Origin of the sequence: Methylobacterium nonmethylotrophicum, assembly GCF_004745635.1 — a bacterium.
Lineage (GTDB): Bacteria > Pseudomonadota > Alphaproteobacteria > Rhizobiales > Beijerinckiaceae > Methylobacterium > Methylobacterium nonmethylotrophicum.
The window spans coordinates 25,049-50,640 of the sequence record NZ_SRLB01000016.1 but is presented as its reverse complement, the minus strand read 5'-3'; the positions used below and the strand labels follow the sequence as shown (position 1 = coordinate 50,640).

Here is a 25,592-nt window from a genome sequence, read left to right as displayed (position 1 = left end):
CTTCGGAGGATGGGCCGCGCATGCGGCGGTTCTCATCGGCGGCATTCGGCGCTACCGCTCGCGGCGACAGTTGCTCGACTTGCCGCGGATGCACGCCGTGACCGATCCCCACCTCCCTCTCGCCCATTCCCCCGTCGCCCTGGCTCAAGCGCTGATCCGCTGCCCCTCCGTGACGCCGCACGAGGGCGGGGCGCTCGCCACTCTCGCGGGGATCCTCGCCGAGGCCGGTTTCACGGTCGAGCGGCCGGTCTTCTCCGAGCCGGGCACGCCGGACGTCGAGAACCTCTATGCCCGCATCGGCGAGGGCCCGTGCCTGCTGTTTGCCGGCCACACCGACGTGGTGCCGCCGGGCGACGGGGCGTCCTGGCGCCACGACCCGTTCGGGGCCGAGATCGAGGGCGGGGAGCTGTTCGGCCGCGGCGCCGTCGACATGAAGGGCGGCATCGCCTGCATGCTGGCCGCGACCCTCGCCTTCCTCGGGCAGCGCGGGCCGGATTTCGGCGGCGCGATCGCGTTCCTGATCACCGGCGACGAGGAGGGACCGGCGGTGAACGGCACCGTCAAGCTCCTCGACTGGGCGCGGGCGCGGGGCGAGCGCTTCGCCCATTGCCTGCTCGGGGAGCCGACCAATCCCGACGCCTTGGGCGAGATGATCAAGATCGGCCGGCGCGGCTCGCTCACCGCCAACCTCACCGTGCACGGGGTGCAGGGCCACGTTGCCTATCCGCACCGGGCCGAGAACCCGATCCCGGGCCTGATGCGCCTCGCCCAGGGGCTCCTCGCCGCGCCGCTCGATGCCGGCACGGCGCATTTCGACGCCTCGAACCTCGAATTCACCACGATGGATGTCGGCAACCCGTCGACCAACGTGATCCCGGCCGAGGCGCGGGCGACCTTCAACATCCGCTTCAACGACCTCTGGACGCCCGAGACCCTGGCGGCGGAGCTGGAGCGGCGTCTCGCCGCGGCGGCCGGCAACGCCGTGCGCTACAGCCTGGACGTGCGCCCGACCAACTCGGTCGCGTTCCTGACGGCGCCGGACGCCTTCGTCGAGCAGGTTTCCGACGCGATCGCGGCCGAGACCGGCCGCCGCCCGGCACTCTCGACCACGGGCGGCACCTCGGATGCCCGCTTCATCAAGGATGCCTGCCCGGTGATCGAGTTCGGCCTCGTCGGGCAGACGATGCACCAGGTCGACGAGCGGGTGGCGGTGGCGGATCTCGACCGGCTGGCCAGGATCTACGGGCGGGTGCTCGATACCTATTTTCCTCGATCGGCCGATGCCCCGTATCAGGCTTGACCGGCATTAGACGAAAGTTGAATCTTGTGGCCTCGACCCACCGGAGGCCGCCGATGTTCGTGAGCGCTGACGAGGTGACCCGCTCCTTGCGCGGTACGGCCGGCCTGATCGGCCGCCGGCCGGACGCCCTGCGCCACTTCGACGTGAGCGAGCGCGGCTTCTGGCGCTCCTTCGGGGCGATCTGGCTCACGGCGCCGGCGGTCACGGTGGCGCTGGCCCTGGAGCGCGGGGCCGGCTCCGCGCCGTTCCAGCTCGATCACGTCACCGCGTCGGTGCTCGCGGCGGTGGTCGCGGGCTTCCTCGCCGTGCCGCTGGCGATGATCGCGGTTTTGCGCCGCCTGAACCGCACGCGGGCCTACGTGCCCTTCGTGGTCGTGACCAACTGGTGCCTGGCGGCGGGCCTCGCCGCCCTGGCGCTGCCGGGCTGCCTCCTGCTCCTCGATCTCGCCACGCCGGGCCTCGCGGCGCTTGATGCCGGCGCCTTCGTGGTGGTGATGCTGTGGCTGCACGCCCGCGCCGCCCGGGCGATCCTCGGCCTGGCCGGCCCCGCCGCAGCGCTCGTCACGCTCGCCTGCTTCGGGCTCATCGCCGGCATCGCCGGCGGGGCACACGCCCTGGTGTGACGTCACTCGGCGTCGGGATATCGCTCTCAGTGCGCGGCGGGTGGCAGGTAGCGTATCGCGGCGATCAGGATGCCGACCGCGGCCGCCACCAGTGCACCGAGCTTCACGGTCATCCGCTGTTCGAGGAGCTTCAGGTCGGCGCTGCCAGCCGCCATGCCGAGATCCAGCCGGTGGGAGAGGTCCGCGATCTTCGCTTCCAGCCGAACCTCGGTCGCTCGCAGGTCCGTCTTGAGCGAAACCTCGACCTCCCGCAGATCCGTCTTCAGCGCGGCCTCGGTCTCCCGCAGATTCGCCTTCAGCGCGATCTCGCTCGCCTGCAAATCCGCTTTGGTCGCGAGCGAGGCCAGATCCGACTCGCGTCCATCCTTCAACGCACCTGTGATCGCCTCGGCCTGGTCCTCCGACAGGCCGGACGCCGTGAGCCTGCGGACCAGAGCATAGGTATCGAAGGCGATGGCGGTCATGGTCGGCGGTTTGGTCCGGCAGGCCAACGATGTCAGAAACGCCCCAGCTGGCCAAGCGTGCCGAGCTGACGCAACGTTAGCCGAACTCGGCCGGATAATCCACCCCGATCAGCGTCAGGCCGCCTGAGGGCGCGAGCGGCCCGCAGCGGGTGCGGTCGCGGGAATCGAGCACGTCGCGCACGCCCTGCGGCGTGAGCCGGCCGCCGCCGGCGAGCATCAGGGTGCCGACCATGCCGCGCACCTGGTGGTGCAGGAACGAGCGCGCGGCGGTGGTCACCACGATCTCCTCGCCCTCCCGGGTCACGTCGAGCCGGTCGAGGGTGCGCACCGGGCTGTTGGCCTGGCACTCCGCCGCCCGGAAGGCGGAGAAATCGTGCCGGCCGAGCATCAGCTGCGCGGCCTCGTGCATCAAGGCGGCGTCGAGGGCCCAGGGCACGTGCCAGACGAAGCCGCGGGTGAGCGCCGGCGGGGAGCGGCGGTTGAGGATGCGGTAGCGGTAGTGGCGCTTGATCGCCGAGTGGCGGGCGTCGAAATCCGGCCCGACCTCGGCCGCCGCGATCACCGCCACCGGCTCCGGCCGCAGATGCGCGTTGGCGGCGTCGCGCACGGTGTCGGTGCGCCAGGTCTTGTCGAGGTCGAGATGGACGACCTGGTGCGTCGCGTGCACGCCCGCATCGGTGCGCCCGGCGCAGTGGACCCGCACCGGCCCGCCGACGAAGCGGGCGATCGCCTCCTCCAGCGCCTGCTGCACCGAGCGGTCGGCGGCCTGGCGCTGCCAGCCGGCGAAGGCGGTGCCGTCATACTCGACGACGAGCTTGTAGCGGGGCATCAGGCGAGGCGGGCGCCCGGCGCGATCTGCCGGCCGCGGGCGAAATCCTCGAACGGCATCGCGCCCTTGCCGGCCGGCTGCACGGTGACGAGGCGGAGCGCGCCCTCGCCGACCGCGACCGTGCCGGCGGCGTCGATGAGCGTGCCGGGCTCGCCCGACCCGTCGGCGAGTCGCGCCCGCAGCACCTTCACCCGCTCCGGCCCGCGGCCGAGATCGGCCGTCAGGTAGGCGCCCGGGAACGGCGACAGGCCGCGCACCCGGTCGTGCAGGGCTTTCGCGGGTTGCGCCCAGTCGAGCCGCGCCTCCTCGTTGGTGATCTTGTGGGCGTACGCGACGCCCTCAGGGTTCTGCGCCCGGAACTGCAGGTTGCCGCGCTCGAGCGCGCCCAGCGCCCGGGCCATCAGGTCGGCGCCGAGCGGCATCAGCCGGTCGTGCAGCTCGCCGGCGGTCATGTCGGGGGTGATACCCACCCGCTCCAGCATGCCGACCGGGCCGGTATCGAGGCCGGGCTCCATCCGCATCACCGCGACGCCCGTCTCCTCGTCGCCCGCCATCACGGCGCGCTGGATCGGCGCGGCGCCGCGCCAGCGCGGCAGCAGCGAGGCGTGGAGGTTGAGGCAGCCGAGCGGCGGCGCGTCGAGGATCGCCTGGGGCAGGATCATGCCGTAGGCCACCACCACCGCGACGTCGGCGCCGTGGGCGCGGAATGTCTCGGCCGCCTCCTCGCTGCGCAGGGTCTTGGGCGTCAGCACCGGCAACCCGAACTTCTCCGCCAGCGCCTGGACCGGCGAGGGCCGCAGGGCCATGCCGCGGCCGGCCGGCGCGGGCGCGCGGGTATAGACCGCCACGACCTCGTGGCCGCCGCCGACGATCTCGGCCAGCGTCGGCACCGCGAAGTCCGGGGTGCCCATGAAAACGACCTTGAGGGGCATGGTCGGTTACGCGGCTTCGCGCTTGGCCGCCTTGGCGAACTTCTTGATCACCCGGTCGCGCTTGAGCTTCGACAGGTGATCGATGAACAGCACGCCGTTGAGGTGGTCGATCTCGTGCTGCAGGCAGGTGGCGAGCAGCCCGTCGGCCTCCTGCTCCACCGTCTCGCCGTCGAGGGTCCGGAAGCGCACCCGCACCCGGTCCGGCCGCACGACCTCGGCGTAGTATTCGGGGATCGACAGGCAGCCCTCCTCGTAGGGGCGGGTCTCCTCCGACGACCACACGATCTCGGGGTCGAGGAGCACGAGGGGCTTACGCTCCTCCTTCTCCTTCGAGGTGTCGATGGTGACGATGCGAACCGGCTCGCCGATCTGGATGCCGGCGAGGCCGACGCCGGGGGCGTCGTACATCGTCTCGAGCATGTCGGCCGCGAGCTTCCGCACGTCGCCTGTGATCGTGCCGACCGGCGCCGAGATCTGGCGCAGTTGAGCGTCCGGCAGGAGGACGAGACGACGGATGGTCATGGGACGGCCAGAATGCAAGGGGAACCGGGCGCCGCGGCGCGCCCGCATGGTTCCGGGAGATAGGGGCTCGTGTCGGCGGGGTCAAACCCGATGACGCGGTGCGGCTAGAACGCCGTGCGCTGCCGGATCGCCGCCGACAGGGTGCCCTCGTCGAGGTAGTCGAGCTCGCCGCCGACCGGCACGCCGTGGGCGAGCCGCGTGACCTTGATCGGCAGGTGGGTCAGGAGCTCGGTGACGTAATGGGCGGTGGTCTGGCCGTCGACCGTGGCGTTGAGCGCCAGGATCACCTCGCGCATGGCCGGTGCGCTCACCCGCTCGACCAGACGGCTCAAGTTCAGGTTCTCCGGCCGCACCCCGTCGAGGGCCGAGAGCACGCCGCCGAGCACGTGGTAGCGCGCCGTCACGGCGCCGGAGCGCTCGAGCGCCCAGAGGTCGGAGACGTCCTCCACCACCACCAGCATGGTGGGGTCGCGGCTCGGGTCGCGGCAGATGGTGCAGGGATCCTGCGTGTCGACGTTGCCGCATTCGTGGCAGACTACGATCCGGTCGGCGGCGACCCGCATGGCGTCGGCCAGCGGTGCCAGCAGCGTCTCGCGCTTCTTGATGAGCTGGAGGGCGGCCCGCCGGGCCGAGCGCGGCCCGAGGCCGGGCATGCGGGCCAGGAGCTGGATCAGCCGCTCGATCTCGGGGCCCGCGACGGCCTGGGGCATGACACTCGGGCCCTGTCTTGAGAATGATGCGCGATTTCCCCTCCCCAGGTGATCCCGGGCTTGCCCGGGATCACTGCAAGTTGTGGGGAGGGGAGGGAGCTAGAACGGCAGCTTCATGCCCGGAGGCAGCGGCAGGCCCTTGGTCAGCTCCTGCATCCGCTCCTGCGCCGCGCGTTCGGCCTTGGCCTTGGCGTCGTTGAGCGCCGCGACGATCAGGTCCTCCAGGATCTCCTTCTCGTCGGGCACCAGCAGCGAGGGATCCAGGGTGAGGGCCTTCACGTCGCCCTTCGCGGTCATCGTCACCGAGACGGAGCCGCCGCCGGAGGCGCCCGAGACCTGGACGGTGTCGAGTTCGGACTGAAGGTCGGCCATCTTCTGCTGCATGGCCTGGGCCTGCTTCATCAGTCCCATGATGTCCATGGCGGCGTCCTCGCGGTGTGAGAGAGATCCTGACAGATGTGGGGTGCCGGCCGGCGCGCGGCTACGGGTCCGCGTCGTCGGGTTCGGGCGGCGGCGCCTCGTCGAGGGCCGGCGGCTCCGGCGTCTTGTCGCGCACGTCGACGATCTGGGCGCCCGGGAAGTTCTTGAGCACCGCCTGAACCAGCGGATGGCTCGCGGCGCCCTGGTGGCGGCTCGCGACCGCGGCCTTGGCGCGGGCGTCGAGGGTCGCCTCGCCGGGCTCCTGCGACAGGGCCACCACCCAGCGCCGGCCGGTCCAGGCGTTCAGGGCGTTGGCGAGGTCGTTGGCGAGCGTTGCCCGACCGCCCTCGGCGAGGCGGAACTCGATGCGGCCGTCCTCGAACCGCACCAGGTGCACGTCGCGCTCGAGCGCCATCTTGAGACCGATGTCGCGCCGCTCGTCGGCGAGCGCGACGATGTCCTCGAACCGGCGCAGGCGCGGGCCGGATTCGGCCTTGGCAGCCGGTTTCGGGGCCGGGGCAGGCTGGACCAGGGTCGGGCGCGGCGGCGGGTCCGGGCGGACCGGTTCGGCCGGGGGCGCATCGGGCAGGCTGCGCGCCAGGGCCGGCGCCGTGGCCATCGCCGGTCGAAGGGCGGCGACGGGCGCGGACGCCGGAAGCTCCCGCATCGCCTGCGCCACCGGCGCAGCCGCCTGCGCAGCCGCCGCCGGCGCCCGGGCCGGAAGGCCGAGGCTCCCGCCCTCCTTGATCTGCCGCAGCGCCTCGTCCGGCGTCGGCAGGTCGGCGGCGTAGATCAGGCGCACCAGGGCCATCTCGGCCGCGGCCAGCGGCCGGGTCGCGGTCTGCACCTCGGGGATCGCCTTGAGCAGAATCTGCCAGGCGCGGGACAGGGCGCGCACCGAGAGCCGGTCGGCGAAGTCGCCGCCGCGCACCCGCTCGACCTCGCTGAGCGAGGTATCGGTTCGGGCCGAATCGGGCGCGAGCTTCAGGCGGGTGACGAGGTGGGTGAACTCGGCGAGATCGGAGAGCACGACGCCTGGGTCGGCCCCGGCCTCGTGCTGGGCCCGCAGCTCCGCGAAGGCGGCCGGCACGTCGCCGCGCATCGCCGCCTCGAACAGGTCGACGACCCGGGCCCGGTCGGCGAGGCCGAGCATGTCGCGCACCGTCCCGGCGGTGACGCGGCCGGCGCCGTGGGCGATCGCCTGGTCGAGGAGCGAGAGCGAATCGCGCACCGAGCCCTCCGCCGCCCGGGCGATGGCGGCGAGCGCCTCGGCCTCGGCCGCGACGCCTTCCGCGTCGCAGATCTTCTGCAGGTGGGCGATCAGCGCCCCGGCCTCGACCCGGCGCAGGTCGAAGCGCTGGCAGCGCGACAGGATGGTGACCGGAACCTTGCGGATCTCGGTGGTGGCGAAGACGAACTTCGCGTGCGGCGGCGGCTCCTCAAGCGTCTTCAGGAAGGCGTTGAACGCCTTCTCGGACAGCATGTGGACCTCGTCGACGATGTAGACCTTGTAGCGCGCCGAGACCGGCGCGTACCGGATGCCGTCGATGATCTGGCGGACGTCGTCGATGCCAGTATGCGAGGCCGCGTCCATCTCCAGCACGTCGATGTGCCGGGATTCCATGATGGCGGCGCAGTGCAGGCCGAGCCGGGGCAGGCGGATCGTCGGCCCGGCGTCGGGAGCGTCGGGCAGGGCGTAGTTGAGCCCGCGGGCGAGGATGCGGGCGGTGGTGGTCTTGCCGACCCCGCGCACGCCGGTGAGCATCCAGGCCTGCGGGATGCGGCCGGCCTCGAAGGCGTTCGCCAGGGTGCGCACCATGGCGCCCTGGCCGATCAGGTCGTCGAAATCCTTGGGTCGGTACTTGCGCGCCAGAACCCGGTAGGCGGGGGCCTGCGGGCGGGGAGCGGCGCTGAACCCGGGGAGACCCGGCTCGTCGATCGAGGGCGTGCCGGAGGTCTCGTCCATGCGGTCGCAGGGTCGTGAGGGCGGCCCCCGAGGCTCGGGGGCGCACGCGCTCCTGAAAAGGGTAGGTGGGAGGCTGGACGAAAACCCGCTCGGTCTCGTTAGGGCTGCTTCCTTCCGGACCTGACCCGGTTGGCGAGTGAAACGTCCCTCGCCAACCTCCCGGGCCCTATATGGCGGCCTGCCGCCGGAAACGCAAGCGCGGGCTCGGGCGCGCGCATGCCTCCGCGGCGGCGGCGCGTTGTAAGGGCTTCGCGTCCCTTCCGGAGACCTGCCGATGCGCCTGCCGCTCCTCGCTGCCTGCCTCCTCTCCGCGACCGCCGCCGCGGCCGCGCCCTCCTACGGCCCCGAACTCGAGGGCTTCGACTATCCCTACCCGGTCAAGCGCCACGCCTTCGCGTCGCAGGGCCAGGACCTGTCGATGGCCTACATGGAGCTGACGCCTGAGCGCCCGAACGGCCGCACCGTCGTGCTGCTCCACGGCAAGAACTTCTGCGCCGCGACCTGGGGCGACACCGCCGGGGTGCTGGCGCGAGACGGCTACCGGGTGCTCGCCCTCGACCAGGTGGGTTTCTGCAAGTCGACGAAGCCTGCCGCCTAGCAGTTCAGCTTCGAGCAGCTTGCCACCAACACCCACGGCCTGCTCGCGGCGCTGGGGATCCGACAGGCGACCATCGTCGGCCATTCCATGGGCGGCATGCTGGCGGCCCGCTACGCCCTGATGTTCCCGGACGCCGTCGAGCAGCTGGTGATGGTCGACCCCCTCGGGCTCGAGGACTGGCGCCAGAAGGGCGTGCCCTACCAGACGATCGACGCGGCCTACGCGGCCGAGCGCAAGACCAGCGCCGCCAGCATCAAGGCCTACCAGCTCAAGTTCTACTACAACGGCCAGTGGAAGCCGGACTACGACCGCTGGGTCGAGATGCAGGCCGGGCTCTATGCCGGTCCCGGCGCCGAGCGCGTGGCCTGGAACCAGGCCCAGACCTCCGACATGGTGTTCACCCAGCCGGTGGTGCACGAGTTCGACCGCCTGCGCGTGCCGACGGTCCTGATGGCCGGGACCAAGGACCGCACGGCGCCGGGCGCCAACCGGGCCGCGCCGGCGCTCGCCGAGACGCTGGGGCGCTACGACCGGCTCGGGCCGGAGGTCGCAGGGCGGATCAAGGGCGCGCGGCTCGTCATGTTCGAGGGCCTGGGCCACTCGCCGCAGGTCGAGGCGCCGGACCGGTTCCACGAGGCGCTGCTGCGGGAGCTGGCGGCGCGGTGAGGCCCGGGCTCAAGGGAGCCCCGGGCCTATGTCCCCAGCAGGCCCAGCAGATCCTCCGGCAGGTCCCTGCGCCGCGCCCGCTCGGCGAGGCACAGGAGCAGCGCCACGCTCGGCCCGTCGGTGATCGCGCCCGCCAGCGCCTCGCCCACCGCCTCGGCGAAGGGGAGGCGGCGCACCCGCAGGCTCTCCTGCGGGTCGGGATGGGCCGGGCCGCGGCGCAGGTTCCAGGCGACGAAGCCCGGGACCTGCTCGCTCGAGATGCCCGGCGAGGCGTCGAGGCGCAGCAATTCGAGCCAGGATTCCGCCTCGTCGCCGGTCTCCTCCGCGAGTTCGCGCCGGGCGGTGGCGAGCGCGTCGTCGGCGACCGGGCCCGAGCCGCGGGGCAATTCCCAGGTGAAGCGGTCGAGCACGTAGCGGTACTGCCCGATCAGGCTGACCCGCCCGGCGGGATCGACCGGCAGCACCGCCACGCCGAACACCTTGAAGCGTAGCGCCACGTGCGGGTGCTCGCGGCCGGATTCGTGGCGCAACTGGTCGAGGTCGACCCCGAGATAGCGGTCCTCGTAGCGGCGCTCCCGCGAGAGCGTCATCCAGGGATTGTCGCGCTTGATCATGCTCGCCTGCCATCCGTGGCGGTCCCGCATCCGTGCAGGGCGCGGGCCGGCAACGCGGGGCGGGCGCGAAAGGTCGCGCCGCGCCGGATCCTCACAGCGTCTCCAAGAGCCGCTGCATCAGCCGCATGCGCGGCGCGATCGAGGAGATCAGGGCGTATTCCTGCAGGGTGTGGGCCCCGTCCCCGTCGATGCCGAGCCCGTCGAGGGTCGGGATGCCCAGCGCTGCCGTGAAGTTGCCGTCCGAGCCGCCGCCGGTGAGCGGCACCTCGCCGAGATCGAGGCCGAGTTCGTCCCGGGCGAGCGCCCTGGCATGGGCGTAGAGCCCGGCGCCGGCCCCCGAATCGTAGGGCGGCCGGTTCATGCCTCCGGTGACGGTGACGCGAAAGTCTTCCGCGCCGCGCAAGCCCAGGATCCGGCCGGCGTATTCCTCCCCGTCCGCGGCGGTGACGACCCGCAGGTCGACGGCGAAGCGGCAATGCTGCGGCACCACGTTCTCGGCGGTGCCGCCGGCGATCACCCCGACCGTGGTGGTGACGCCACGGGAATAATCGGTCAGGCCCTCGATCTCGAGGATCAGCCGGGCGGCCTCCCGGATGGCGTTGCGACCGTCGGCGTGGCGGGTGCCGGCGTGCGAAGGGCGGCCCTCCACGTGGACGTCGAAGCGCCCGACCCCCTTGCGCCCGGTCACCACCTTGCCGCCGTCGCGGCCGGGCTCGGTCACCAGCACGGCGGCACTGGTCCGTCCTAGATCCTCGATCAGCGATCGGGTCGATTGCGAGCCGGTCTCCTCGTCGCTGGTGAACAGGAAGGTGAGGGGACGCCGCACCCGCCCCGCACGGGCCGCCGCCGCGAAGGCCTGGAGCGCCAGCCAGGCGCCGCCCTTCATGTCGTAGACGCCCGGGCCGTAGAGCCGGTCGCCCTCGACCCGCACGGGCAGGTCGCTCGCCAGCGTGCCGACCGGGTGCACGGTATCGAGATGGGAGAGGACCAGGATGCCGGGCTCGGTCGTGCGCGGGCCGGCCCGCAGGACCAGGTTGTCGCCGAAGCCGTCGCGGCCCGGCACCCGCTCCGCGGCGAGGCTCAAGCTGGCGGCCTCCTCGGCGACGAGGTCCATCATCCGGTTGACGCCCTCGGCCGAGTCCGTGGGGCTCTCCACCGCGAGCCAGCGCGAGATCGCCGCGACGGCGCGCTCCGGCGAGACGTCGGTCGGGAGAGGGGAGGTGGTCATTTGTCTTGGTTCCCAGGCTTGTCCGTAAGGCCCTGCCCTGCGCCCATGGGCGAGGGCGCGCAACCAGCCGAGATGAGACGGGGCGTCGCAGCTCGCGAAGAGGGCGAGGGCGCGCTGCGCCGAGGTCAGGACTGCGTCCCGCCCGCGATGGCCTCGATATGGGAGAGGATACGCGCGGCGCTCTCGTGCGGAGCGGAAGCGGAAATGTCGAGGGTCAGTTCGTTCGGATGCCCGCTGCGAAGTGGCGACGCCGAGCGATGGGCGGCGATCGCCACGTCGGGATCGACGCATTTGAGCCGCACTGCGCGCTCCGCCAGCACGATGCGGCGGGCATGCTCTCGCACCTCGCAGAGGAGGCGGACCGGCACGAACTGGGCACCACGCCGCTCCGCCGTCGAGGCCATGGCCCGGTAGATCGCGTGGTCCTCGGGATCGCCGTCGTAGCCTTCATGGGTGAAGATGAAGCTCGCGCCCGGCGCCGAGAGCGTCGCGATAGTCTCCAGAACGGCACTCCGCACCTTCGCAACCTGGTCCCACACGCCGGCCGGCAGCGGCGTCACCCCATCGGTGTCGAGCAGGCCGAAAATCGGGTTGTTGATCCAGTGATTGTCGACGACTCGTGCGTCGAAGAGCTTCGCAAGCGCGAGGGCCGTCGTCAGCTTGCCGACGCCGGCGAAACCGACCAGATAAACGACGACATTCCGTAGTGCCGGGACGGCTTCCATACTCGGAAGCATGCCAGAGCGGTTACGTCTCCACCAGCCCGGTCGTGCTGCCGGAGGCTTCCGAGTCCGGCCGGCCGTGCGGCAGGGCGAGGTATTCCTCCGAGCGCATCTCGATCAGGCGCGACACCGTGCGCTCGAACTCGAACGCCTCGCGGCCCGAATCGGCGAGGTAGAGCCCGGTCGGCTCGGCGGCCGCGGAGGCCAGGAGCTTGGTGCGGGTGTCGTAGAGCGCGTCGACCAGGATGATGAAGCGCTTGGCCTCGTTGCGCTGGGGCATGTCCATGACCGGGATGTCCTCCAGGATCACGGTGTGGAAGCGCTCGGCGAGCGCCAGGTAGTCGGCGGCACCGAGCGGCCGGGCGCAGAGATCCGCGAAGGTGAAGCGGGCGACGCCGCCGGCGGCCTCGGGGATCGCCACGTCGTGGCCCTTGACCTGGATCGTCGTCGGGCGCCCCGTCGGCGCGCCGGACAGGGCCCGGAACGCGTTCGTGAGCGCCTGCGAAGACGCCTCGTCCGCCGGCACGTGGTAGACCGGGCTGCCGCCGAGCTTTTCCAGCCGGAAATCGGTGCGCGAATCGAGCCGCACCACGGCGACCCGCTCCTTGAGCTGGTCGATGAAGGGCAGGAACAGGGCGCGGTTGAGCCCGCCCTCGTAGAGACGGTCGGGCTCGACGTTCGAGGTCGCCACCATCACCACGCCGCGGGCGAAGAGGGCGGTGAAGAGACGCCCGAGGATCATCGCGTCGGCGATGTCGGTGACGGTGAACTCGTCGAAGCAGAGCAGGCGCGCCTCGGCCGCCAGGGCCTCGGCCACCGGCGCGATCGGGTCGTCGCCCCGCGCGGTGCCCTGCTTCACCGCCTGGCGGTGGCGGTGGATCCGCTCGTGCACGTCGCCCATGAAGGCGTGGAAGTGGACCCGGCGCTTCGGTCCCGGCGCGGCCTCGTGGAAGAGGTCCATCAGCATCGTCTTGCCGCGGCCGACGAGGCCCCAGACGTAGAGGCCGCGCGGCCCCGCCACCGGCTCCGGCTGGCGCCCGAACAGCCGGCCGAGGAGGCCGGGGCTCGACGGCGGCGGCACCTCGGCGAGGTCGCGGATCACCCCGTCGAGGCGGGCGACGAGGTCGGTCTGGGCGGGATCGCGCTCGATCGCGCCGGATTCGACCAAGGCGTCGTAGCGGGCGGCGACCGGGAAGCGGGCGGCGGAAGCGGGGCTTTGCGTCACGCCGAGGGGCTTATCGCGGTGGGCCGGACCGCGCAATGCGGTGAGATCATGGCGATGGCATGCGCCGACGGCACGGCCGTTGCGCATCGCAGCATCGGAACGGCATACCGTCTGCTGCATTGCACAATCCCGGCCCTCGGCCGGGATGAGGGAACGTTCGAGGATGTGCAGCCCCCTGCCCGGAGTGCACCTCGAGAATGCAAGCGCCCTACTCGCACGCGTTCAACACGCCTGCCGGCACCCTGGTCCGGCGCCTGTGGCCGAGCGACAGCACCGCGCTCGTCGCGCTGTTTCGCGGCCTCGATCCTGAGTCCCGCTTCGACCGCTTCATGGGGGCGGTGAGCGAGACGGCGGCGGCCGCCTACGCGTCCCGTGCCCTCGTCGCCGAGGGCCTGGTCTTCGGCGCCTTCACGGACGGAGCCTTGCGGGGCGTCGGCGAACTGCGCCCCGCCGGCGCGGCCACGGAGGCGGAACTCGCCTTCGCTGTGGCGCGCGGACACCGCGGGCGCGGCCTCGGCCACGCCCTCGGCGCCCGCCTGACGCAGGCCGCCCGCAACGGCGGCATGCACCGCCTCCACCTGCGCTGCCTGTCCGGCAACCGCCCGATGCGGGCACTGGCCCGGCGCCTCGGCGCCGAGTTCAGCGCGGGCGGCCGGGAGGTCCATGCCGTCCTGGCGCTGAGCCCGCCCACCGCGTTCTCGCTCTGGCGCGAGAACGTGGACGGGTTGTTCGACGTCGCGGCGGCGGCCTCGGCGGCCTGGCCGATGGTGTCGGCGGTGTGATGCGGGTGGCGTCTGACTTGCGCTGATAAGAAGCAGTCGCGGGATCCCCTCTCCAACACGGGCTATCGCATTCACATCGCTGTCTGAAAGCTTCGCCCTCAAAGGTAGCGCGCCTCTCCTCCCCCTTGTGGGGAGGAGTTGGAGGTGGGGGTGGTGCCGCGTAGCGCGCGAGCTTCGTTCGGCACCACCCCCACCCCTGGCCCCTCCCCACAAGGGGTAGGGGAAAGTGCACGCCTTCACACCGTGTCAGCCTTCAGTGGCGACGTGTGAATCGGCAAGCCCACACGGGAGAGGGGAGGGCATTCATCTTGAAATCGCAGTGAACAGTGCCGCGCAGCCTACGCCGGAGCGGCGCTGTACAGCTTAACCGTTGGCACCTGCTCCGGCCTCGTCAGCCGCAAGACGTGTGAATAAGGCCGGCGCCCGCCACGGTCCGGCCCCGCCGGTGCCGAATTGTCCGGCTCAACTCCGGTCACGGCACAGCAGGAGGGGAGTTCCGGATGCAGCCCGGCCGAACCATCCGCGGCGAGGAGACCGCCGCTCTCGAGCGCTCCGTCGCGGCGGCGCTCCGCACCATCGCGGCGGTGAAGGCGGAGCGCAGCGCGCCCCCGGTCCGCTCCGCCCGCCTGAGGCTCGCGACGATCTACGGCGTCACCCGCCTGCGGCGGCGCCGGGAGCGGGAAGCCGGCGCCGCCGGGTGAGCCCGGCGCCACGGGCTGTCCGGGGACGGCCCGCGGGTTCAGATTTCGGATGCGGCGCGGGTGCGCTTGTAGTCCTGGCTGCGCTCCATCAGCACGTCGTGGCTGAGCCGCGCGCCCGGATAGGCGGTGACGACCCGCCAGCCGTCCTGCCAGCCGCCCTCCTCCTTGAGCTTCACGAAGCGGCCCTCACGGGCGAAGCGCTCCGGAAGCCACGTGACTTGCACGAGCCGGTGACGGGACAGCTCGCACTGGACGTAATGCGTGGTCATGACCTCTCCTCTTCTCTCGGGAGGCGCGACCCCGTCTTCGGGCAAAGAAAAACCCCGAGGGCTCGCGCCGTCGGGGTTGCCTGAAGACGAAAAAGCGTGCGCTCACGTCACCGCCTGGAGAACCCCGGATATGCGAGCGCGCGAACCATCGTCTTCGTCCTTCTGCTGAGGGCCGACGGATATCCTGGGTGACGATCTTCCGTCAAGCCTGGCTCCGCGCCACCTCCCAGCCCCGCTCGGCCAGCGCGATGCCCAGCGCGCCCTTCTCGCTCGCCTCGTCGCTCGAGGCGTTGCCGGCCTTGGAGCGGGCGAGCACGCCCTCGAGGATCACCGCCAGGCGAAACAGCGCGAAGGCGACGTGGAACGGCGTGATGCCGTCGCGGCGCCCGGTGCGCGCGCAGTAGCGGGCCACGTAGGCGTCCTGGCTGGGGATGCCCATGGCCTGAAGGTCGCGCCCGAGCATGCCGCGATAGGCGGTCGGGGCGGTGTTGTAGGCGATGCAGTTGTAGCCGAGATCGGCGAGCGGATGGCCCAGCGTCGCGAGCTCCCAGTCGATGATGCCGATCACCCGCGGCTCGGTCTTGTGGAAGATCATGTTGTCGAGGCGGAAATCGCCGTGGCAGATCCGGGTCTCGCCGTCGTCCGGCGGCATGTGGGCCGGCAGCCACTCGGCCAGGCGGTCGATGGCGACGTTCTCGCGGGTCTTCGAGGCGACCCACTGCTTCGACCAGCGCTCGGTCTGGCGCTGGAAGTAGTTGCCGGCGCGGCCGAAATCGGCGAGCCCGATCGCCGCCGGGTCGACGAGGTGCAGGCGCGCCAGGGCCTCGTTCATGCCGTCATAGATCCCCGCCCGCTCCTCGCGCGGCAGCTCCGGCAGGGTCGGGTCCCAGAACACCCGGCCGTGCAGCCGCTCCATCAGGTAGAACGGCGTACCGATGACGGCCGGATCGGCGCAGTAGGCCACCGCCTGCGGTACCGGCACGTCGGTGCGGGCCAGCGCCTGCAGCACCCGGAACTCCCGGTCGACCGCGTGGGCGGAGGGCAGGAGCTTGCCGGGCGGCTGCTTGCGCAGCACGTACTCGCCGGCCTCGGCCAGCACCAGGAAGGTCGGGTTCGACTGCCCGCCGCGCATCTGGTGCAGCGCGCGCATCGCCCCCAGCCCCTGCCGGGCGAGGAAGGCCTCCAGCGCCTCGGTCGGGAAGCGGTGGGCCTCGCGCACCGGGATGGTCTCCGGGAGCCCGGACGAGGATCCGGCGGACGACGACTCGGCGGTGGGTGACGGGGCGGTCATGCGATCGTCGCGGCCTCTCAGCGTGCGTTTCCGGCCCGGACCATGCCCCAGGCGGAGGCCCGGGTCATTCCTGCATTGCAGCAATTCGATGAATTGGTGCGTAGCCCACTGATTTCGCCGCATTTTCCGGCGATCGGGTGGGCAAGCGCACCACCCGCGACTAGAGTGCCCGCATGATTCGCGCATCCCTCCTCGCCGCCGCCGGCCTGTTCCTCCTCGTCCTGCCCGCCGACGCCCGGCCAAAGCCCAAGGCGGAGGCCGCGCCTCCGAGCCTCCAGGCGAGCCCGATCGGCACCTTCGGCGACTGGAACGTGTTCGCCGCCGGCGAGGGCAAGGCGCGGATCTGCTACGCCATCAGCCAGCCGCAGGTGCGCCTGCCCAAGAGCCTGAAGCGCGATCCGGCCTACCTGTTCGTCACCGTGCGCAAGGGCGAGAAGGTGAACAACGAGGTCGCGGTGATGCTGGGCTTCGCGCCCAAGCCCGGCAGCAACCAGGCCACCACCACCGCGGCGGCGAACGGCGCCGTGCCGGCCCCGGCCTCGACGGCATCCGATCCGAGCCTGGCGATCGGTTCCGCCCGCTACGCCCTCGTCGTGAAAGGCTCGAACGCCTGGGTCCAGAACCCGGCCGACGAGAGCAAGGTCGTGGCCGAGATGGGCCGGGGCAAGAAGGTCGTCGTCAAGGCCGTCTCCCAGCGCGGCAACGCCTCGACGGACGAATACGCCCTCGACGGCTTCGGCGAGGCGATGAAGCGCACCCGGGAGGAGTGCAAGTAGGGCGGGGCCTGGGTAAGCACATGGGACCGGATGCCCACCCGGTGGCAAGTCGAGCGCCTCGCAGGCAGCCCGATGACGTGCGCGTCTTCCCCTTCCCCGAAAGATCCTGGACTCATCCAGGATCCGCAAGCCGGGGCAAGGTCGGGAAGGGCCGACTTCGTGCAGGCAGAAGGTCGTGTCGCCCCGCAGGGAGCACAGCGACGGTCTTCGGCGAGCCGCCGACACCCACGGGCCAGCGCACCATGGTCGTATGACTTAGCGTCAACGTCCGTCACCTTTCCGAACCTGGCCTTCCGGCTTCCCAGAGCGGTCATCATGCAGTAGCCTCCGACCCGGTCAGGTCGAGAGGACTACAGCAGGACTCTTCATCACCGGATCCTCATCGGCAACGCACCGGATCAGCACGGGTCTGAGGACGGCTGCGCGGCACAAGGCTCGATCATGCATGAGGGCATGGGCATGAACAGTGCCGCACTCGTCACGGACCCGGTTTCAGCGACGCCTCAATTCGTCAGCATCACCATCACGTCGCGATGCAATCTTCGCTGCGTGATGTGCTACCATGCGACGGGGCGCGTCGAGAAGAAAGACTTCAGTGCGGATATGCTTGGAAAGCTGTCCGGATTTATTTCCGACGCGAAGTTGATCGAATTGACCGGACTCGGTGAGCCGATGCTCAGCGACACGTTCTGGGATTTCCTGGCTGAGTTTCCTTACGATCGACATGCGAGCGACGAGCAGTTCGTCATTTCGTTCAACTGCAACGGTACGCTCCTCAACGCACGGAACACGGAGCGGCTGCTGGCGTCCCGGATCAGGCGAATCCGGTTCTCTCTGGACGGCGCCAGCGAGGATGTCCTGTTCCGGATACGGGGCGTGCATGCCTCGGACATGCGGGACAGGGTCGGGACCCTCATCAAGGAGCGCAATCGGGGAGGGCGGCGCTACCCCCTCATCGGGTTCCAGATGACCCTGATGAACGAGAATCTCGCCGAAATCCCGGACGTCCTTGATAGTGCGGCGGATCTGGGGTGCGATTTCGTGGAGATCTGGACGCTCAACAATCTGCCCAAGGACGGCGGCTCGAGGTGGATCATCGAGCGTGAGAACTGGACGTTCGATTACACCTCGCAGCAGATCGACGGGATTGATCTCGATGTGCTGGGAACCGTCGTCGATCAGGCGCATGAGCGAGCGCGGTCCAGGCACCTCCCCCTGTTCACCATGACGCTCGGCTTCGCCCGCTGGAGCGACGGCTTTCCGGCGGACCGGTGGGACGAACTCCGGATACCCTGGAACGACCGCTCGATCCGATGTGATCAGCCCTGGAAGGAGTTCCGCACCACCTATGATGGCGACGTCTTTCCGTGCTGCTGGGCAACAAAGCCGGTTGGACGTCTCGGCGAGGCCAGCCCGCGGGACATCTGGACGAGCGGTGATTTCAATCAGGTTCGAACCGACCTGGTGGCAGGGATCATTCCTGAAGCCTGCTCCGGCGCAGGCTGCCCTCATGTTCTCGGTCGCAATCGTTAGCGTCGGCGTTGAGCATGTCAGAGAGCCTTCATGATCAACGCCCGGATGTCGCCCTTGTCGGCACATCGAACGGCGTCTACCACGGCGGCTATGCCAGTGCGCTCGCGGCCTGCACACGCTTCGCATCCTTTTCGAATTTCTCGGTGGGAATGTCGACGTCCGAGCTTTTCGTGTTCCGAAGACATGGCGAGCGATTCAGGTACGATGTCTGTGTTCTGGAATTTGCCTGCAACGACGCGGCGGCGCTACGGTTTGGAGAGACGTCGCTCGATCGGGTCCGCCAAGTGCTGTCGGAAGCCATCGAATTCCTGGAGGAACGGCGCTGCCAGCCAATCCTGTTCCTGATGCCTTTCCGAGGTGCGCCACAGATCCTCGCCGATCTGAGGACGCTTTACGCATCGCTCGCCTTCGATTACGGCATCCCGTGCTTCGATGGCCAATCCGTTGTGGAGCAATTGGCGCTTACGCAAGGGTGCAGCGAAGACTCCCTGTACCATGACGACCCGCACTTGCGAGGAGATGTGGCATTTCACCTGGGGGAGCTTCTCTCAGCGTTTATTGTGGAAAATTTAAAACATAGAAACATGACTCCTCGCAGGAAATGTACAAAGAAAAACTTCTTCATTGGCGCCGACGAATTTCAAAACGCTTCCTCGCCGGTGACTCTCAGGCGGACGGACTTGCTGTCCTGCAAGATCTTGCTTGTTTCGGAAGGGGAATCAATTATTGTATCGACCGATGGATTTTCAAAGATCATTGCGTTGGCGGTTGATTTTTCGGTATGCGCCGGTGTTCTTCACATCGAAGGGGACGATCGGATCTCCATCCGCTTCGCGCCTCACGGCGACATCGAGAATGCCCGCATGCTGGCGCGCGTCTTCCCCTTGCGCCAGCCCATCGGCTCGCAGACCGGCCATTTCATCCTCCGTGCCTGCAGCGACGGTCCGGCGGAGATGATGTTCTCGCGGCAACCGTTCAGCGCCACGGCTGGCGCAATCGCTCTCATCGGTGCGATCATGCAAGCCGCGTGAAGACGGACGGGCGCAGCTCCTCGTCTCCTGGCACCCTCGGTTTTCACGGGATTCGGCGCAGGCCCATCGCGTTTCGGCCCGATTGCCCCTATATGCGCCCGATACCCGTTTCATTCGAAGGTCGAGAGTATCATGGCGACGGCGTCGTTCGACACCGCCCGGCGCGGGGATCGCGCCGTTCCCGCCCCGGCGATCGAGAAGGCGCCCGAGATCCGTCCCGAGGCGCTGCAGGCGACCGGACCGACCTCCCTCGTCGGCCTCACCCGCGAGGCCCTGAAGGGGCGGCTCGCCGCCATCGGCGTGCCCGAGCGCGAGCAGCGCATGCGCGCCGGCCAGCTCTGGCACTGGATCAACGTGCGCGGCGCCTCGTCCTTCGACGAGATGACCAATGTCAGCAAGGTGCTGAAAGGTCAGCTCGCCGGCATCCACACCCTCGACCGCCCCGAGGTGGTGAGCGAGCAGGTGTCGCGCGACGGCACCCGCAAGTGGCTCATCCGCATGCCGCCGACCGGCCGGCACGACCATAACCGCGGCGCCGAGATCGAGTGCGTCTACATCCCGGCCAACGACCGCGGCACGCTCTGCGTCTCGTCGCAGGTCGGCTGCACCTTGACCTGCTCGTTCTGCCACACCGGCACGCAGCGCCTGGTGCGCAACCTCTCGGCCCAGGAGATCGTCGCGCAGCTCGTGGTCGCCCGGGACCGCCTCGGCGACTGGCCGGGCAGGACCCCGCCGAAGGGCGCCTTCGTGCCGGTCGACGGCTCGCGCTTCGTCTCGAACATCGTGTTCATGGGCATGGGCGAGCCGCTCTACAACGTCGACAACGTCATCGACGCGGTCGGCGTGATGAGCGACCACGAGGGCCTCGGCCTGTCGCGCCGGCGCATCACCGTCTCGACCTCCGGCGTCGTGCCGCAATTCGAGCGTCTCGGCCTCGAGGCCAACGCCATGCTGGCGATCTCGCTCCACGCGGTGCGCGACGACCTGCGCGACGAATTGGTGCCGCTCAATCGCAAGTACCCGATCCGCGACCTGCTCCAGGCCTGCCGCGACTATCCGGGCGTCTCGAACGCCCGCCGCATCACGTTCGAGTACGTGATGCTGAAGGGCGTCAACGATTCCGACGCCGAGGCGCGGGAGCTGGTGCGCCTGCTCAAGGGCATCCCGGCCAAGATCAACCTGATCCCGTTCAACCCCTGGCCCGGCTCGAAGTACGAGTGCTCGGACTGGGAGCGGATCGAGCGGTTCTCCGAGATCGTGTTCAATGCCGGCTACGCCTCGCCGGTGCGCACGCCGCGGGGCCGCGACATCCTGGCGGCCTGCGGCCAGCTCAAGAGCGAGACCGAGAAGCTGCGTGCCCGCGCCCGGCTGATGCTGGAAGAGGGCATCGGCGCCGAGGGCGTCTACGCCGCCGCCCACGACGACGACTGAGCGATGTCCCTCGGCCGCCTGATCGCGGTCGCGACCGCGCTCCTGATCGCGATCGCCTGCGGCGCCCTCGCCCTCGGAATCGGCGTCGTCATGGACCCGGTCCTGCGCGACCTCCTCGGCACCCTCGGGCTCTCGGGGCTCGAAGCGGTGCTGTCGGATCTGGCGGAGGGCTACCCGCCCGATCCCGCCATGATCGAGGGCGCCCTGAGCCTCGGGCGGGCGATCCTGCTCCTCGTCGCCGTGCCGCCCGCCCTCAACGCCGTCGTCGGCGAGGTGCTGGGCTGGCGCGCGCTCGCCTGGTACGGCGGCGCCACCGGCCTGCTGACTGCGCTCCTGCCTTGGCTGATGCGCGGCGCCGGCGGGCCGGCCGGGACCGGGGAGGGGCGGGTGACGGCCCTGCTGTTCTGCGCCGGCGGGATCGCGGGCCTCGTCTACTGGCTCGCCGCCGGCCGCTTCGCCGGGCGCGGGCCGGCGACGATGTGGGCCGCACCGCGGCGTTGACGTCCTGGCGCCTGTCGGTTCGAACCCGTTCGGGCTTATCCAGCGCCTGCGACCGAGTCCGTTCGAAGGCGCGGCGGTATGACTCGCCGCCGCGGGCCCGGCGATGGATCGAAACCCGGCCGCCCCGGCAAGTCCGCGTTAGCGATCGCGTCCGTTAGACCCTGTCATGGCGTGTCGAGGCTGTGAAGAAGCGCGCCGATGCGCGATCCGTGAAAGTCCTGTTCAGACTTGCCGGTGTGAGATGGGCGCCTAGACCTGCACCTGCCCGAGAGACTCCGCCGATGCCGTTGCCGCGCCGCCTCCTTGCCGGCCTGCAGACCGTCCGCGTGTGGATCGGGCTCGGCGTGCTGGCCCCCCTCGGCATGCTGCTCGTCTCCGGCTTCATGCTCTACGACCTGCGGCGGGAGATGTGGGGCAGGGCCGAGGAAACCTCCCAGAACCTCCTGCGGGTGATCGAGCGCGACATCGCCCGCAACGTCGAGATCATGGACCTGGCGCTGCAGGGCATCATCGCCAAGGTCCAGAGCCCGCTCCTCGACGGGGCGCCGGACCCGGTGAAGCAGCTGGTCCTGTTCGACCGGGTCGTGACCGCCGACGGCCTCGGCATCCTGGTGCTGTTCGACGAGCACGGGAGGGGAATCCTGAACTCGCGCTATCCGTCGGGGGCCGGCGGCAGCTTCGCGGACCGCGACTACTTCCAGGTCCACCAGCGCGACCCGGATGTTGGGCTCTACATCAGCAAGCCGTACCAGTCGCGGATGTCCGGCGCCTACTCGGTCGCCTTCAGCCGGCGCATCGCCAAGCCGGACGGCTCGTTCGGCGGAGTCGCGGTCGGCACGCTGAAGCTCTCCCACTTCACCCAGATGCTCCAGACGATCGGCCTCGGGCGGGACGGCGCCATCAACCTGATCCGCCGGGACGGCACCCGGATCATGCGCTACCCCTACGACGTCCGCGATGTCGGGGCGGACGTCTCGGGGGCTTCGACCTTCCGGCGCTTCCTGCGCGAGGGCAGCGGGCGCTTCGCCGCGCGGACCGACCGCGACGGCGTGCACCGACTGTTCACCTTCACGCAGGTCGGCGACCTGCCGCTCGTCCTGTCGATCGGGCTCAGCACGGAGGAGATCGAGGCGGGCTGGCGCGCCAAGGCGCTGATGATCGGCGCCGCGTTGCTCGCCCTCTGCGGGCTCGCGGTGCTGCTCGCGCTGCTGTTCGGGCGGGAGCTGCGGCGCCGCGGGGCCGTCGAGGCGGAGCTCGCCCGGCTGTCGATGACGGACGGGCTGACCGGGCTGCCGAACCGCCGCCGCTTCGACCGGGAGCTGGAGCAGGCCTGGGAGGGGGCGGCCCGCCTGGGCGGCCGGCCCCTCGCCCTGCTCATCGTCGATGCCGACCATTTCAAGCGGTTCAACGACCGCTACGGCCACGCGGTCGGCGACGAGATCCTGCGGGGGCTCGCGGGCAGTCTGTCGGCGGCGATCCACCGGCCGCACGACCTCGTCTGCCGGATCGGCGGCGAGGAATTCGGCGTGATCCTCCCGGACACCGACGAGGAGGGGGCGGTGCGGGTTGCCGAGCGCCTGCACGCCGAGGTGGCCGCCCTGTCGGTCGGCTCGGCCGGCATCCTGGCCGGCGCCCTGACGGTGAGCATCGGGCTCGCCCAGGCGACGCCCTCCGGCTCGCTGGCGGATCTCTACCGGGCAGCGGACGGCGCGCTCTACGCGGCCAAGGCCGCGGGCCGCAACCGGACCTGCCGCGCCGAGGCACGGCCGGCGGCCGCGCCCCATCTGCGCCTCGTCGCGACGGCGAATCCCGCCGGCGCCGCGTGAGGCGTCAGCGCACCGTGAGCAGGATGCGCGCCGCGAAGGTCCCGAACAGCCCGGCGAACAGCCAGTCGATGACCCGCATCAGCCGCGGCCGGGCCTGGAGCGCGCCGGTGACGCGGGCGGCGCCGAGAACCATCAGGACCCCGAGGGGTAAGGACAGGCCCACGAAGGCGAGGCCCAGGAAGGCGAGCTGCCCGGTCGGGTCGGGCGCGTCGGCGCGCACGAATTGCGGCAGGAAGGTGAGGAAGAACAGCACCACCTTGGGGTTGGTGAGGTTGACGCCGAGCCCGAGGCAGAAGGTGCGCCACAGCCCGTCCCGCACCGTCTCGGCCCGCACCGTCAGGGCAGAGCCGCGCCGCAGCGCGTCGATCGCCAGCCAGGCGAGATAGAGCGCGCCCACCACCTTCAGCACCGTGAAGGCGGTGGCCGAGGCCGCGATCACCGCCGAGATGCCGAGCACCGCCGCGAGCGTGTGGACCAGGGTCCCGAGGCTCGTCCCCAGCACCGTGACGATCCCGGCGCGCCGGCCCGACCCGATGGTGCGGGCGAGCGTCAGGCTCATGTCGGGACCGGGGGTGACGAACAGCACCAGGCAGGCGGCGAGATAGGCGAAGAGCGTCGGGGTGTCGGGCAGGAAGCTCATCGGGGGCTCCGCGGGGATCGCGTCCGGTCTGTAGCCGCCCGCGGCTCCCGCGCAAGCCTCCCGCACAGCGGAGCACCCGCCCGGTGGGGACCGGGCGGGTGCGAGAAGAACGCTGAAGGAGGGGGAAGGCCGTCAGAAGGTGATGCCGCCCTCGATCATGTAGCGGTCCTGCGAGTTGCGGTTGCCGGTGCGGCCGAAGCCGGTGCCGAGCGTTCCGAAAGCCAGGTCGCCGCGGGTGATGTCGTAGAGCTGCACCCGCGAGTACTCGCCGCGCACGAAGAAGCGGTCGAACGTGAAGGTCGGGGTGACCGTGAACGAGAGGGCCGAGCTGCCCGCGCCATAGAGCAGGCTGGTGCCGCCGAGGAGCTTGTCGCCCGTCTGGGTGATGTACTCGACGCGGCCGGCGAGCGCGAAGTTGTCGGTGAAGGCGTAGCTCGCCAGGACCGCGCCGCCATAGGTCGAGGCGCCCTGGACGATGCCGATCTTGTTGTCGCGCGCGACGTTCGTGTACTGGAAGTAGGGCGTGATGGTCCACGGCCCGTTCGAGTAGGTGTAGTTGATCGACAGGATTCCGCTGTTCTGCTGGAACAGCGGCGTCGCGAACTGATAGCGCAGGCTGCGGGTGAGGACGTTGGTGCGGTCGAGGTTGAGGCCGCCGTTGATGCCGAAGCTGTTGTTGTCGTCGAGCTTGTAGGTGACGGCACCGGTGAGCCAGCTGATCTGGCCGGAGAAGAAGCCGTCGGTGCCGGCCACCGAGGCCGACCACGGGCCGTCGCTGTAGTTCACCTGAACGCCGTGGTTGATGATGTTCTCCTGGTTGAACAGGAGGCCGCGGGAGATGTTCAGGTTCTGGAAGGTGAACGGCGCCTCGGTGCCGATCAGGGTCGGCATCCGGCCGCCCTGGATCGACCAGTTGTCGTTGAACACGTACTTGCCGAAGGCGACCGGCAGCGGCGTGAACAGCAGGTCGGTCTGGTCGAGGGCGCTGTAGTTCACGAAGCCGAGGGCCGGGATCGCGTAGGCGCCGGCCTGGACGTAGAACTGGAACGGCCCGTCCGCCTTCTGGATCCAGCCCTGGATGTTGGTGAAGTCCACCCGCGCCGCCCGGTCGCTCGGCAGCGGCGCCGCCGAGAACGGGAACGGGTTGCTCTGGGTGTAGGCGTAGCCGGTGATCGCGCCACCGACATAGATGTCGCCGAAGCCGCCGAGCGTGAAGCAGGTCGGGTTCGGGTTCGGCTTGATCACGCCGCCATAGGCCGGCAGCGACAGGGTCGCCTTGCAACGCTCGGCAACGGCCACCGGGGCAGGGGCCGGGGCTGCCAGGTCGGCGGCGTGGGCGAAGCCGGACGACAGCAGGGCGACGGTCAGGCTGCTGAGGGTGAAGCGCATTGCCACTGGGAGAGAGTCCTCGGTCCAACTGCGGCCAAGCTGGCAGTATGGCGGCATCGTGGCAAAACCATTTGTTGTGCGTTTGCTCAAAAATTAGGCAATCTAGGCCGTTTGGGTCAGGTGTATCCGGCGCCGTGTCTTTCGCGCAACGCGTGCGGATACTTGCCGCACGTACGGAACGGGGAAGTCGCCGTCCGGCGTCGCTGCGGCAGGTCGGCGCAGGGCCGAGGCCAGAGCGGCGGCACGGCCTGACGCACGGGCCGCCGGTCAGGACGGCCGGTCGCGGCAGGCCGCACCCGTGCAGGCTCGTGGCCATGCAGGAGAGGTCGCGGCGGGGCGTCGATCCGGAATAAATGCATACATTACCGCGGGCTGCATCCTTTTTCCCAGGCGAAATCCTCTGGGAGAGAACGCCGACGCTGCTCGGTCGACATCCAGCGGCAGCAGCGTCATAAACCACTCGTGAACCCTTTTTGTCATGTATGTCCTTAGGACAAGGCACGGCAGCGCCTCGGCTGATTTCGGGCCGCGGGCGTTCCACGGGGTGAAACCAGGGGATTCCGCGCACGCCCTCGCCTGCGTCCGCGCCCCGCCGGGAAGTCA

At 70.2% G+C, this 25,592-nt stretch carries 27 protein-coding genes and 1 other RNA gene; 12 read left to right on the top strand and 16 right to left on the bottom strand.

The window, feature by feature from the left end:
* Nucleotides 1–97 precede the first annotated feature (97 nt).
* The gene (gene dapE, locus EU555_RS21340) at nucleotides 98–1,300 is read left to right on the top strand and encodes a succinyl-diaminopimelate desuccinylase (protein WP_245524418.1); all 1,203 of its coding nucleotides are present in this window, start codon (nucleotides 98–100) and stop codon (nucleotides 1,298–1,300) included.
* A 53-nt stretch (nucleotides 1,301–1,353) separates the two neighbouring features.
* Nucleotides 1,354–1,923, top strand: a complete 570-nt coding sequence (locus EU555_RS21335) for a hypothetical protein (RefSeq protein WP_135417254.1) — start codon at nucleotides 1,354–1,356, stop codon at nucleotides 1,921–1,923.
* 26 nt (nucleotides 1,924–1,949) lie between these two features.
* On the opposite strand, the gene EU555_RS21330 is transcribed toward EU555_RS21335, so the two are convergent.
* From EU555_RS21330 to ffs, 8 genes are all read right to left on the bottom strand, one after another.
* Complete coding sequence (locus tag EU555_RS21330) at nucleotides 1,950–2,387, bottom strand: coiled-coil domain-containing protein (RefSeq protein WP_135417253.1); 438 nt, start codon at nucleotides 2,385–2,387, stop codon at nucleotides 1,950–1,952.
* A 76-nt stretch (nucleotides 2,388–2,463) separates the two neighbouring features.
* Nucleotides 2,464–3,216, bottom strand: a complete 753-nt coding sequence (gene truA, locus EU555_RS21325; RefSeq protein ID WP_135417252.1) for a tRNA pseudouridine(38-40) synthase TruA — start codon at nucleotides 3,214–3,216, stop codon at nucleotides 2,464–2,466.
* Nucleotides 3,216–4,148, bottom strand: coding sequence for a methionyl-tRNA formyltransferase (fmt, locus tag EU555_RS21320; RefSeq protein WP_135417251.1), 933 nt, complete (start codon nucleotides 4,146–4,148; stop codon nucleotides 3,216–3,218). Before fmt ends, truA begins: the two co-directional genes overlap by 1 nt.
* Nucleotides 4,149–4,154: 6 nt before the next feature.
* Complete coding sequence (gene def / locus EU555_RS21315) at nucleotides 4,155–4,670, bottom strand: peptide deformylase (protein WP_135417250.1); 516 nt, start codon at nucleotides 4,668–4,670, stop codon at nucleotides 4,155–4,157.
* A gap of 104 nt (nucleotides 4,671–4,774) precedes the next feature.
* Nucleotides 4,775–5,380, bottom strand: coding sequence for a recombination mediator RecR (gene recR, locus EU555_RS21310; RefSeq protein WP_135417249.1), 606 nt, complete (start codon nucleotides 5,378–5,380; stop codon nucleotides 4,775–4,777).
* A gap of 99 nt (nucleotides 5,381–5,479) precedes the next feature.
* Nucleotides 5,480–5,800, bottom strand: a complete 321-nt coding sequence (locus EU555_RS21305; RefSeq protein ID WP_135417248.1) for a YbaB/EbfC family nucleoid-associated protein — start codon at nucleotides 5,798–5,800, stop codon at nucleotides 5,480–5,482.
* A 61-nt stretch (nucleotides 5,801–5,861) separates the two neighbouring features.
* Nucleotides 5,862–7,766 (bottom strand): DNA polymerase III subunit gamma/tau, encoded by a 1,905-nt coding sequence (locus EU555_RS21300; protein WP_135417247.1) that lies wholly within the window; start codon nucleotides 7,764–7,766, stop codon nucleotides 5,862–5,864.
* Nucleotides 7,767–7,830: 64 nt separating this feature from the next.
* An RNA gene (gene ffs / locus EU555_RS21295) (signal recognition particle sRNA small type) lies at nucleotides 7,831–7,927 on the bottom strand.
* 113 nt (nucleotides 7,928–8,040) lie between these two features.
* On the opposite strand from ffs, the gene EU555_RS37115 reads away from it, so the two are divergent.
* Nucleotides 8,041–8,364, top strand: coding sequence for an alpha/beta fold hydrolase (locus tag EU555_RS37115; RefSeq protein WP_245524417.1), 324 nt, complete (start codon nucleotides 8,041–8,043; stop codon nucleotides 8,362–8,364).
* Between the two features lie 39 nt (nucleotides 8,365–8,403).
* Entirely contained in the window at nucleotides 8,404–9,030 is a 627-nt protein-coding gene (locus EU555_RS37110; RefSeq protein WP_342636493.1) for an alpha/beta fold hydrolase, read from the top strand.
* 26 nt (nucleotides 9,031–9,056) lie between these two features.
* Here the strand turns inward: EU555_RS37110 and EU555_RS21285 are convergent, their stop codons facing one another.
* The 4 genes from EU555_RS21285 to zapE all read right to left on the bottom strand — a co-directional run bounded on the left by EU555_RS21285 (nucleotide 9,057) and on the right by zapE (nucleotide 12,819).
* Nucleotides 9,057–9,644: an NUDIX domain-containing protein gene (locus EU555_RS21285; protein ID WP_167858627.1), complete on the bottom strand. Its 588-nt coding sequence runs from the start codon at nucleotides 9,642–9,644 to the stop codon at nucleotides 9,057–9,059.
* 91 nt (nucleotides 9,645–9,735) lie between these two features.
* The gene (locus tag EU555_RS21280; RefSeq protein ID WP_135417245.1) at nucleotides 9,736–10,872 is read right to left on the bottom strand and encodes a M20 family metallopeptidase; all 1,137 of its coding nucleotides are present in this window, start codon (nucleotides 10,870–10,872) and stop codon (nucleotides 9,736–9,738) included.
* A 125-nt stretch (nucleotides 10,873–10,997) separates the two neighbouring features.
* Entirely contained in the window at nucleotides 10,998–11,597 is a 600-nt protein-coding gene (locus EU555_RS21275; RefSeq protein WP_205820973.1) for a P-loop nucleotide/nucleoside kinase family protein, read from the bottom strand.
* A 22-nt stretch (nucleotides 11,598–11,619) separates the two neighbouring features.
* Nucleotides 11,620–12,819 (bottom strand): cell division protein ZapE, encoded by a 1,200-nt coding sequence (zapE, locus tag EU555_RS21270; RefSeq protein WP_245524415.1) that lies wholly within the window; start codon nucleotides 12,817–12,819, stop codon nucleotides 11,620–11,622.
* A gap of 197 nt (nucleotides 12,820–13,016) precedes the next feature.
* On the opposite strand from zapE, the gene EU555_RS21265 reads away from it, so the two are divergent.
* Entirely contained in the window at nucleotides 13,017–13,601 is a 585-nt protein-coding gene (locus tag EU555_RS21265) for a GNAT family N-acetyltransferase (protein ID WP_135417243.1), read from the top strand.
* 500 nt (nucleotides 13,602–14,101) lie between these two features.
* Nucleotides 14,102–14,302 (top strand): hypothetical protein, encoded by a 201-nt coding sequence (locus tag EU555_RS21260; RefSeq protein WP_135417242.1) that lies wholly within the window; start codon nucleotides 14,102–14,104, stop codon nucleotides 14,300–14,302.
* Nucleotides 14,303–14,340: 38 nt separating this feature from the next.
* Here EU555_RS21260 and EU555_RS21255 read toward each other — a convergent pair whose 3' ends face one another.
* Together EU555_RS21255 and EU555_RS21250 are read right to left on the bottom strand one after the other, a co-directional pair.
* Nucleotides 14,341–14,571 carry a hypothetical protein gene (locus tag EU555_RS21255; RefSeq protein ID WP_135417241.1) on the bottom strand — a complete coding sequence of 77 codons (231 nt, stop codon included), beginning with the start codon at nucleotides 14,569–14,571 and terminating at the stop codon, nucleotides 14,341–14,343.
* A 202-nt stretch (nucleotides 14,572–14,773) separates the two neighbouring features.
* Nucleotides 14,774–15,862: a phosphotransferase gene (locus EU555_RS21250; RefSeq protein ID WP_135417240.1), complete on the bottom strand. Its 1,089-nt coding sequence runs from the start codon at nucleotides 15,860–15,862 to the stop codon at nucleotides 14,774–14,776.
* A 173-nt stretch (nucleotides 15,863–16,035) separates the two neighbouring features.
* Here EU555_RS21250 and EU555_RS21245 point away from each other — a divergent pair, with 173 nt between their 5' ends.
* The 6 genes from EU555_RS21245 to EU555_RS21220 all read left to right on the top strand — a co-directional run bounded on the left by EU555_RS21245 (nucleotide 16,036) and on the right by EU555_RS21220 (nucleotide 22,960).
* The gene (locus EU555_RS21245; RefSeq protein WP_135417239.1) at nucleotides 16,036–16,638 is read left to right on the top strand and encodes an invasion associated locus B family protein; all 603 of its coding nucleotides are present in this window, start codon (nucleotides 16,036–16,038) and stop codon (nucleotides 16,636–16,638) included.
* Between the two features lie 441 nt (nucleotides 16,639–17,079).
* Nucleotides 17,080–18,171, top strand: a complete 1,092-nt coding sequence (locus EU555_RS21240; protein WP_135417238.1) for a radical SAM protein — start codon at nucleotides 17,080–17,082, stop codon at nucleotides 18,169–18,171.
* Nucleotides 18,172–18,185: 14 nt separating this feature from the next.
* A complete protein-coding gene (locus EU555_RS21235) occupies nucleotides 18,186–19,202 on the top strand; it encodes a hypothetical protein (protein ID WP_135417237.1) in 1,017 nt (338 codons plus the stop codon).
* A 132-nt stretch (nucleotides 19,203–19,334) separates the two neighbouring features.
* Nucleotides 19,335–20,633 (top strand): dual-specificity RNA methyltransferase RlmN, encoded by a 1,299-nt coding sequence (rlmN, locus tag EU555_RS21230; RefSeq protein ID WP_135417236.1) that lies wholly within the window; start codon nucleotides 19,335–19,337, stop codon nucleotides 20,631–20,633.
* Nucleotides 20,634–20,636: 3 nt separating this feature from the next.
* Complete coding sequence (locus tag EU555_RS21225) at nucleotides 20,637–21,134, top strand: hypothetical protein (RefSeq protein ID WP_135417235.1); 498 nt, start codon at nucleotides 20,637–20,639, stop codon at nucleotides 21,132–21,134.
* Nucleotides 21,135–21,415: 281 nt separating this feature from the next.
* Nucleotides 21,416–22,960 carry a sensor domain-containing diguanylate cyclase gene (locus EU555_RS21220; protein ID WP_135417234.1) on the top strand — a complete coding sequence of 515 codons (1,545 nt, stop codon included), beginning with the start codon at nucleotides 21,416–21,418 and terminating at the stop codon, nucleotides 22,958–22,960.
* 4 nt (nucleotides 22,961–22,964) lie between these two features.
* Here EU555_RS21220 and EU555_RS21215 read toward each other — a convergent pair whose 3' ends face one another.
* Entirely contained in the window at nucleotides 22,965–23,600 is a 636-nt protein-coding gene (locus EU555_RS21215; RefSeq protein WP_135417233.1) for a LysE family translocator, read from the bottom strand.
* Nucleotides 23,601–23,732: 132 nt separating this feature from the next.
* Entirely contained in the window at nucleotides 23,733–24,995 is a 1,263-nt protein-coding gene (locus EU555_RS21210; protein ID WP_135417232.1) for a porin, read from the bottom strand.
* Nucleotides 24,996–25,592: the final 597 nt, after the last annotated feature.

Excerpts from the sequence above, each read along its gene's own strand:
- EU555_RS21245 (WP_135417239.1), top strand. The coding sequence starts at position 16,036 with ATGATTCGCGCATCCCTCCTCGCCGCCGCCGGCCTGTTCCTCCTCGTC.
- EU555_RS21285 (WP_167858627.1), bottom strand. The coding sequence starts at position 9,644 with ATGATCAAGCGCGACAATCCCTGGATGACGCTCTCGCGGGAGCGCCGC.
- EU555_RS21220 (WP_135417234.1), top strand. The coding sequence starts at position 21,416 with ATGCCGTTGCCGCGCCGCCTCCTTGCCGGCCTGCAGACCGTCCGCGTG.
- EU555_RS21300 (WP_135417247.1), bottom strand. The coding sequence starts at position 7,766 with ATGGACGAGACCTCCGGCACGCCCTCGATCGACGAGCCGGGTCTCCCC.
- EU555_RS21225 (WP_135417235.1), top strand. The coding sequence starts at position 20,637 with ATGTCCCTCGGCCGCCTGATCGCGGTCGCGACCGCGCTCCTGATCGCG.
- fmt (WP_135417251.1), bottom strand. The coding sequence starts at position 4,148 with ATGCCCCTCAAGGTCGTTTTCATGGGCACCCCGGACTTCGCGGTGCCG.
- EU555_RS21240 (WP_135417238.1), top strand. The coding sequence starts at position 17,080 with ATGCATGAGGGCATGGGCATGAACAGTGCCGCACTCGTCACGGACCCG.
- EU555_RS21255 (WP_135417241.1), bottom strand. The coding sequence starts at position 14,571 with ATGACCACGCATTACGTCCAGTGCGAGCTGTCCCGTCACCGGCTCGTG.
- def (WP_135417250.1), bottom strand. The coding sequence starts at position 4,670 with ATGACCATCCGTCGTCTCGTCCTCCTGCCGGACGCTCAACTGCGCCAG.
- EU555_RS21250 (WP_135417240.1), bottom strand. The coding sequence starts at position 15,862 with ATGACCGCCCCGTCACCCACCGCCGAGTCGTCGTCCGCCGGATCCTCG.
- recR (WP_135417249.1), bottom strand. The coding sequence starts at position 5,380 with ATGCCCCAGGCCGTCGCGGGCCCCGAGATCGAGCGGCTGATCCAGCTC.
- EU555_RS21215 (WP_135417233.1), bottom strand. The coding sequence starts at position 23,600 with ATGAGCTTCCTGCCCGACACCCCGACGCTCTTCGCCTATCTCGCCGCC.
- rlmN (WP_135417236.1), top strand. The coding sequence starts at position 19,335 with ATGGCGACGGCGTCGTTCGACACCGCCCGGCGCGGGGATCGCGCCGTT.
- EU555_RS21265 (WP_135417243.1), top strand. The coding sequence starts at position 13,017 with ATGCAAGCGCCCTACTCGCACGCGTTCAACACGCCTGCCGGCACCCTG.
- EU555_RS21305 (WP_135417248.1), bottom strand. The coding sequence starts at position 5,800 with ATGGACATCATGGGACTGATGAAGCAGGCCCAGGCCATGCAGCAGAAG.
- EU555_RS21330 (WP_135417253.1), bottom strand. The coding sequence starts at position 2,387 with ATGACCGCCATCGCCTTCGATACCTATGCTCTGGTCCGCAGGCTCACG.
- EU555_RS21260 (WP_135417242.1), top strand. The coding sequence starts at position 14,102 with ATGCAGCCCGGCCGAACCATCCGCGGCGAGGAGACCGCCGCTCTCGAG.
- truA (WP_135417252.1), bottom strand. The coding sequence starts at position 3,216 with ATGCCCCGCTACAAGCTCGTCGTCGAGTATGACGGCACCGCCTTCGCC.
- EU555_RS21280 (WP_135417245.1), bottom strand. The coding sequence starts at position 10,872 with ATGACCACCTCCCCTCTCCCGACCGACGTCTCGCCGGAGCGCGCCGTC.
- EU555_RS21235 (WP_135417237.1), top strand. The coding sequence starts at position 18,186 with ATGTCAGAGAGCCTTCATGATCAACGCCCGGATGTCGCCCTTGTCGGC.
- EU555_RS21275 (WP_205820973.1), bottom strand. The coding sequence starts at position 11,597 with ATGGAAGCCGTCCCGGCACTACGGAATGTCGTCGTTTATCTGGTCGGT.
- EU555_RS21335 (WP_135417254.1), top strand. The coding sequence starts at position 1,354 with ATGTTCGTGAGCGCTGACGAGGTGACCCGCTCCTTGCGCGGTACGGCC.
- EU555_RS37115 (WP_245524417.1), top strand. The coding sequence starts at position 8,041 with ATGCGCCTGCCGCTCCTCGCTGCCTGCCTCCTCTCCGCGACCGCCGCC.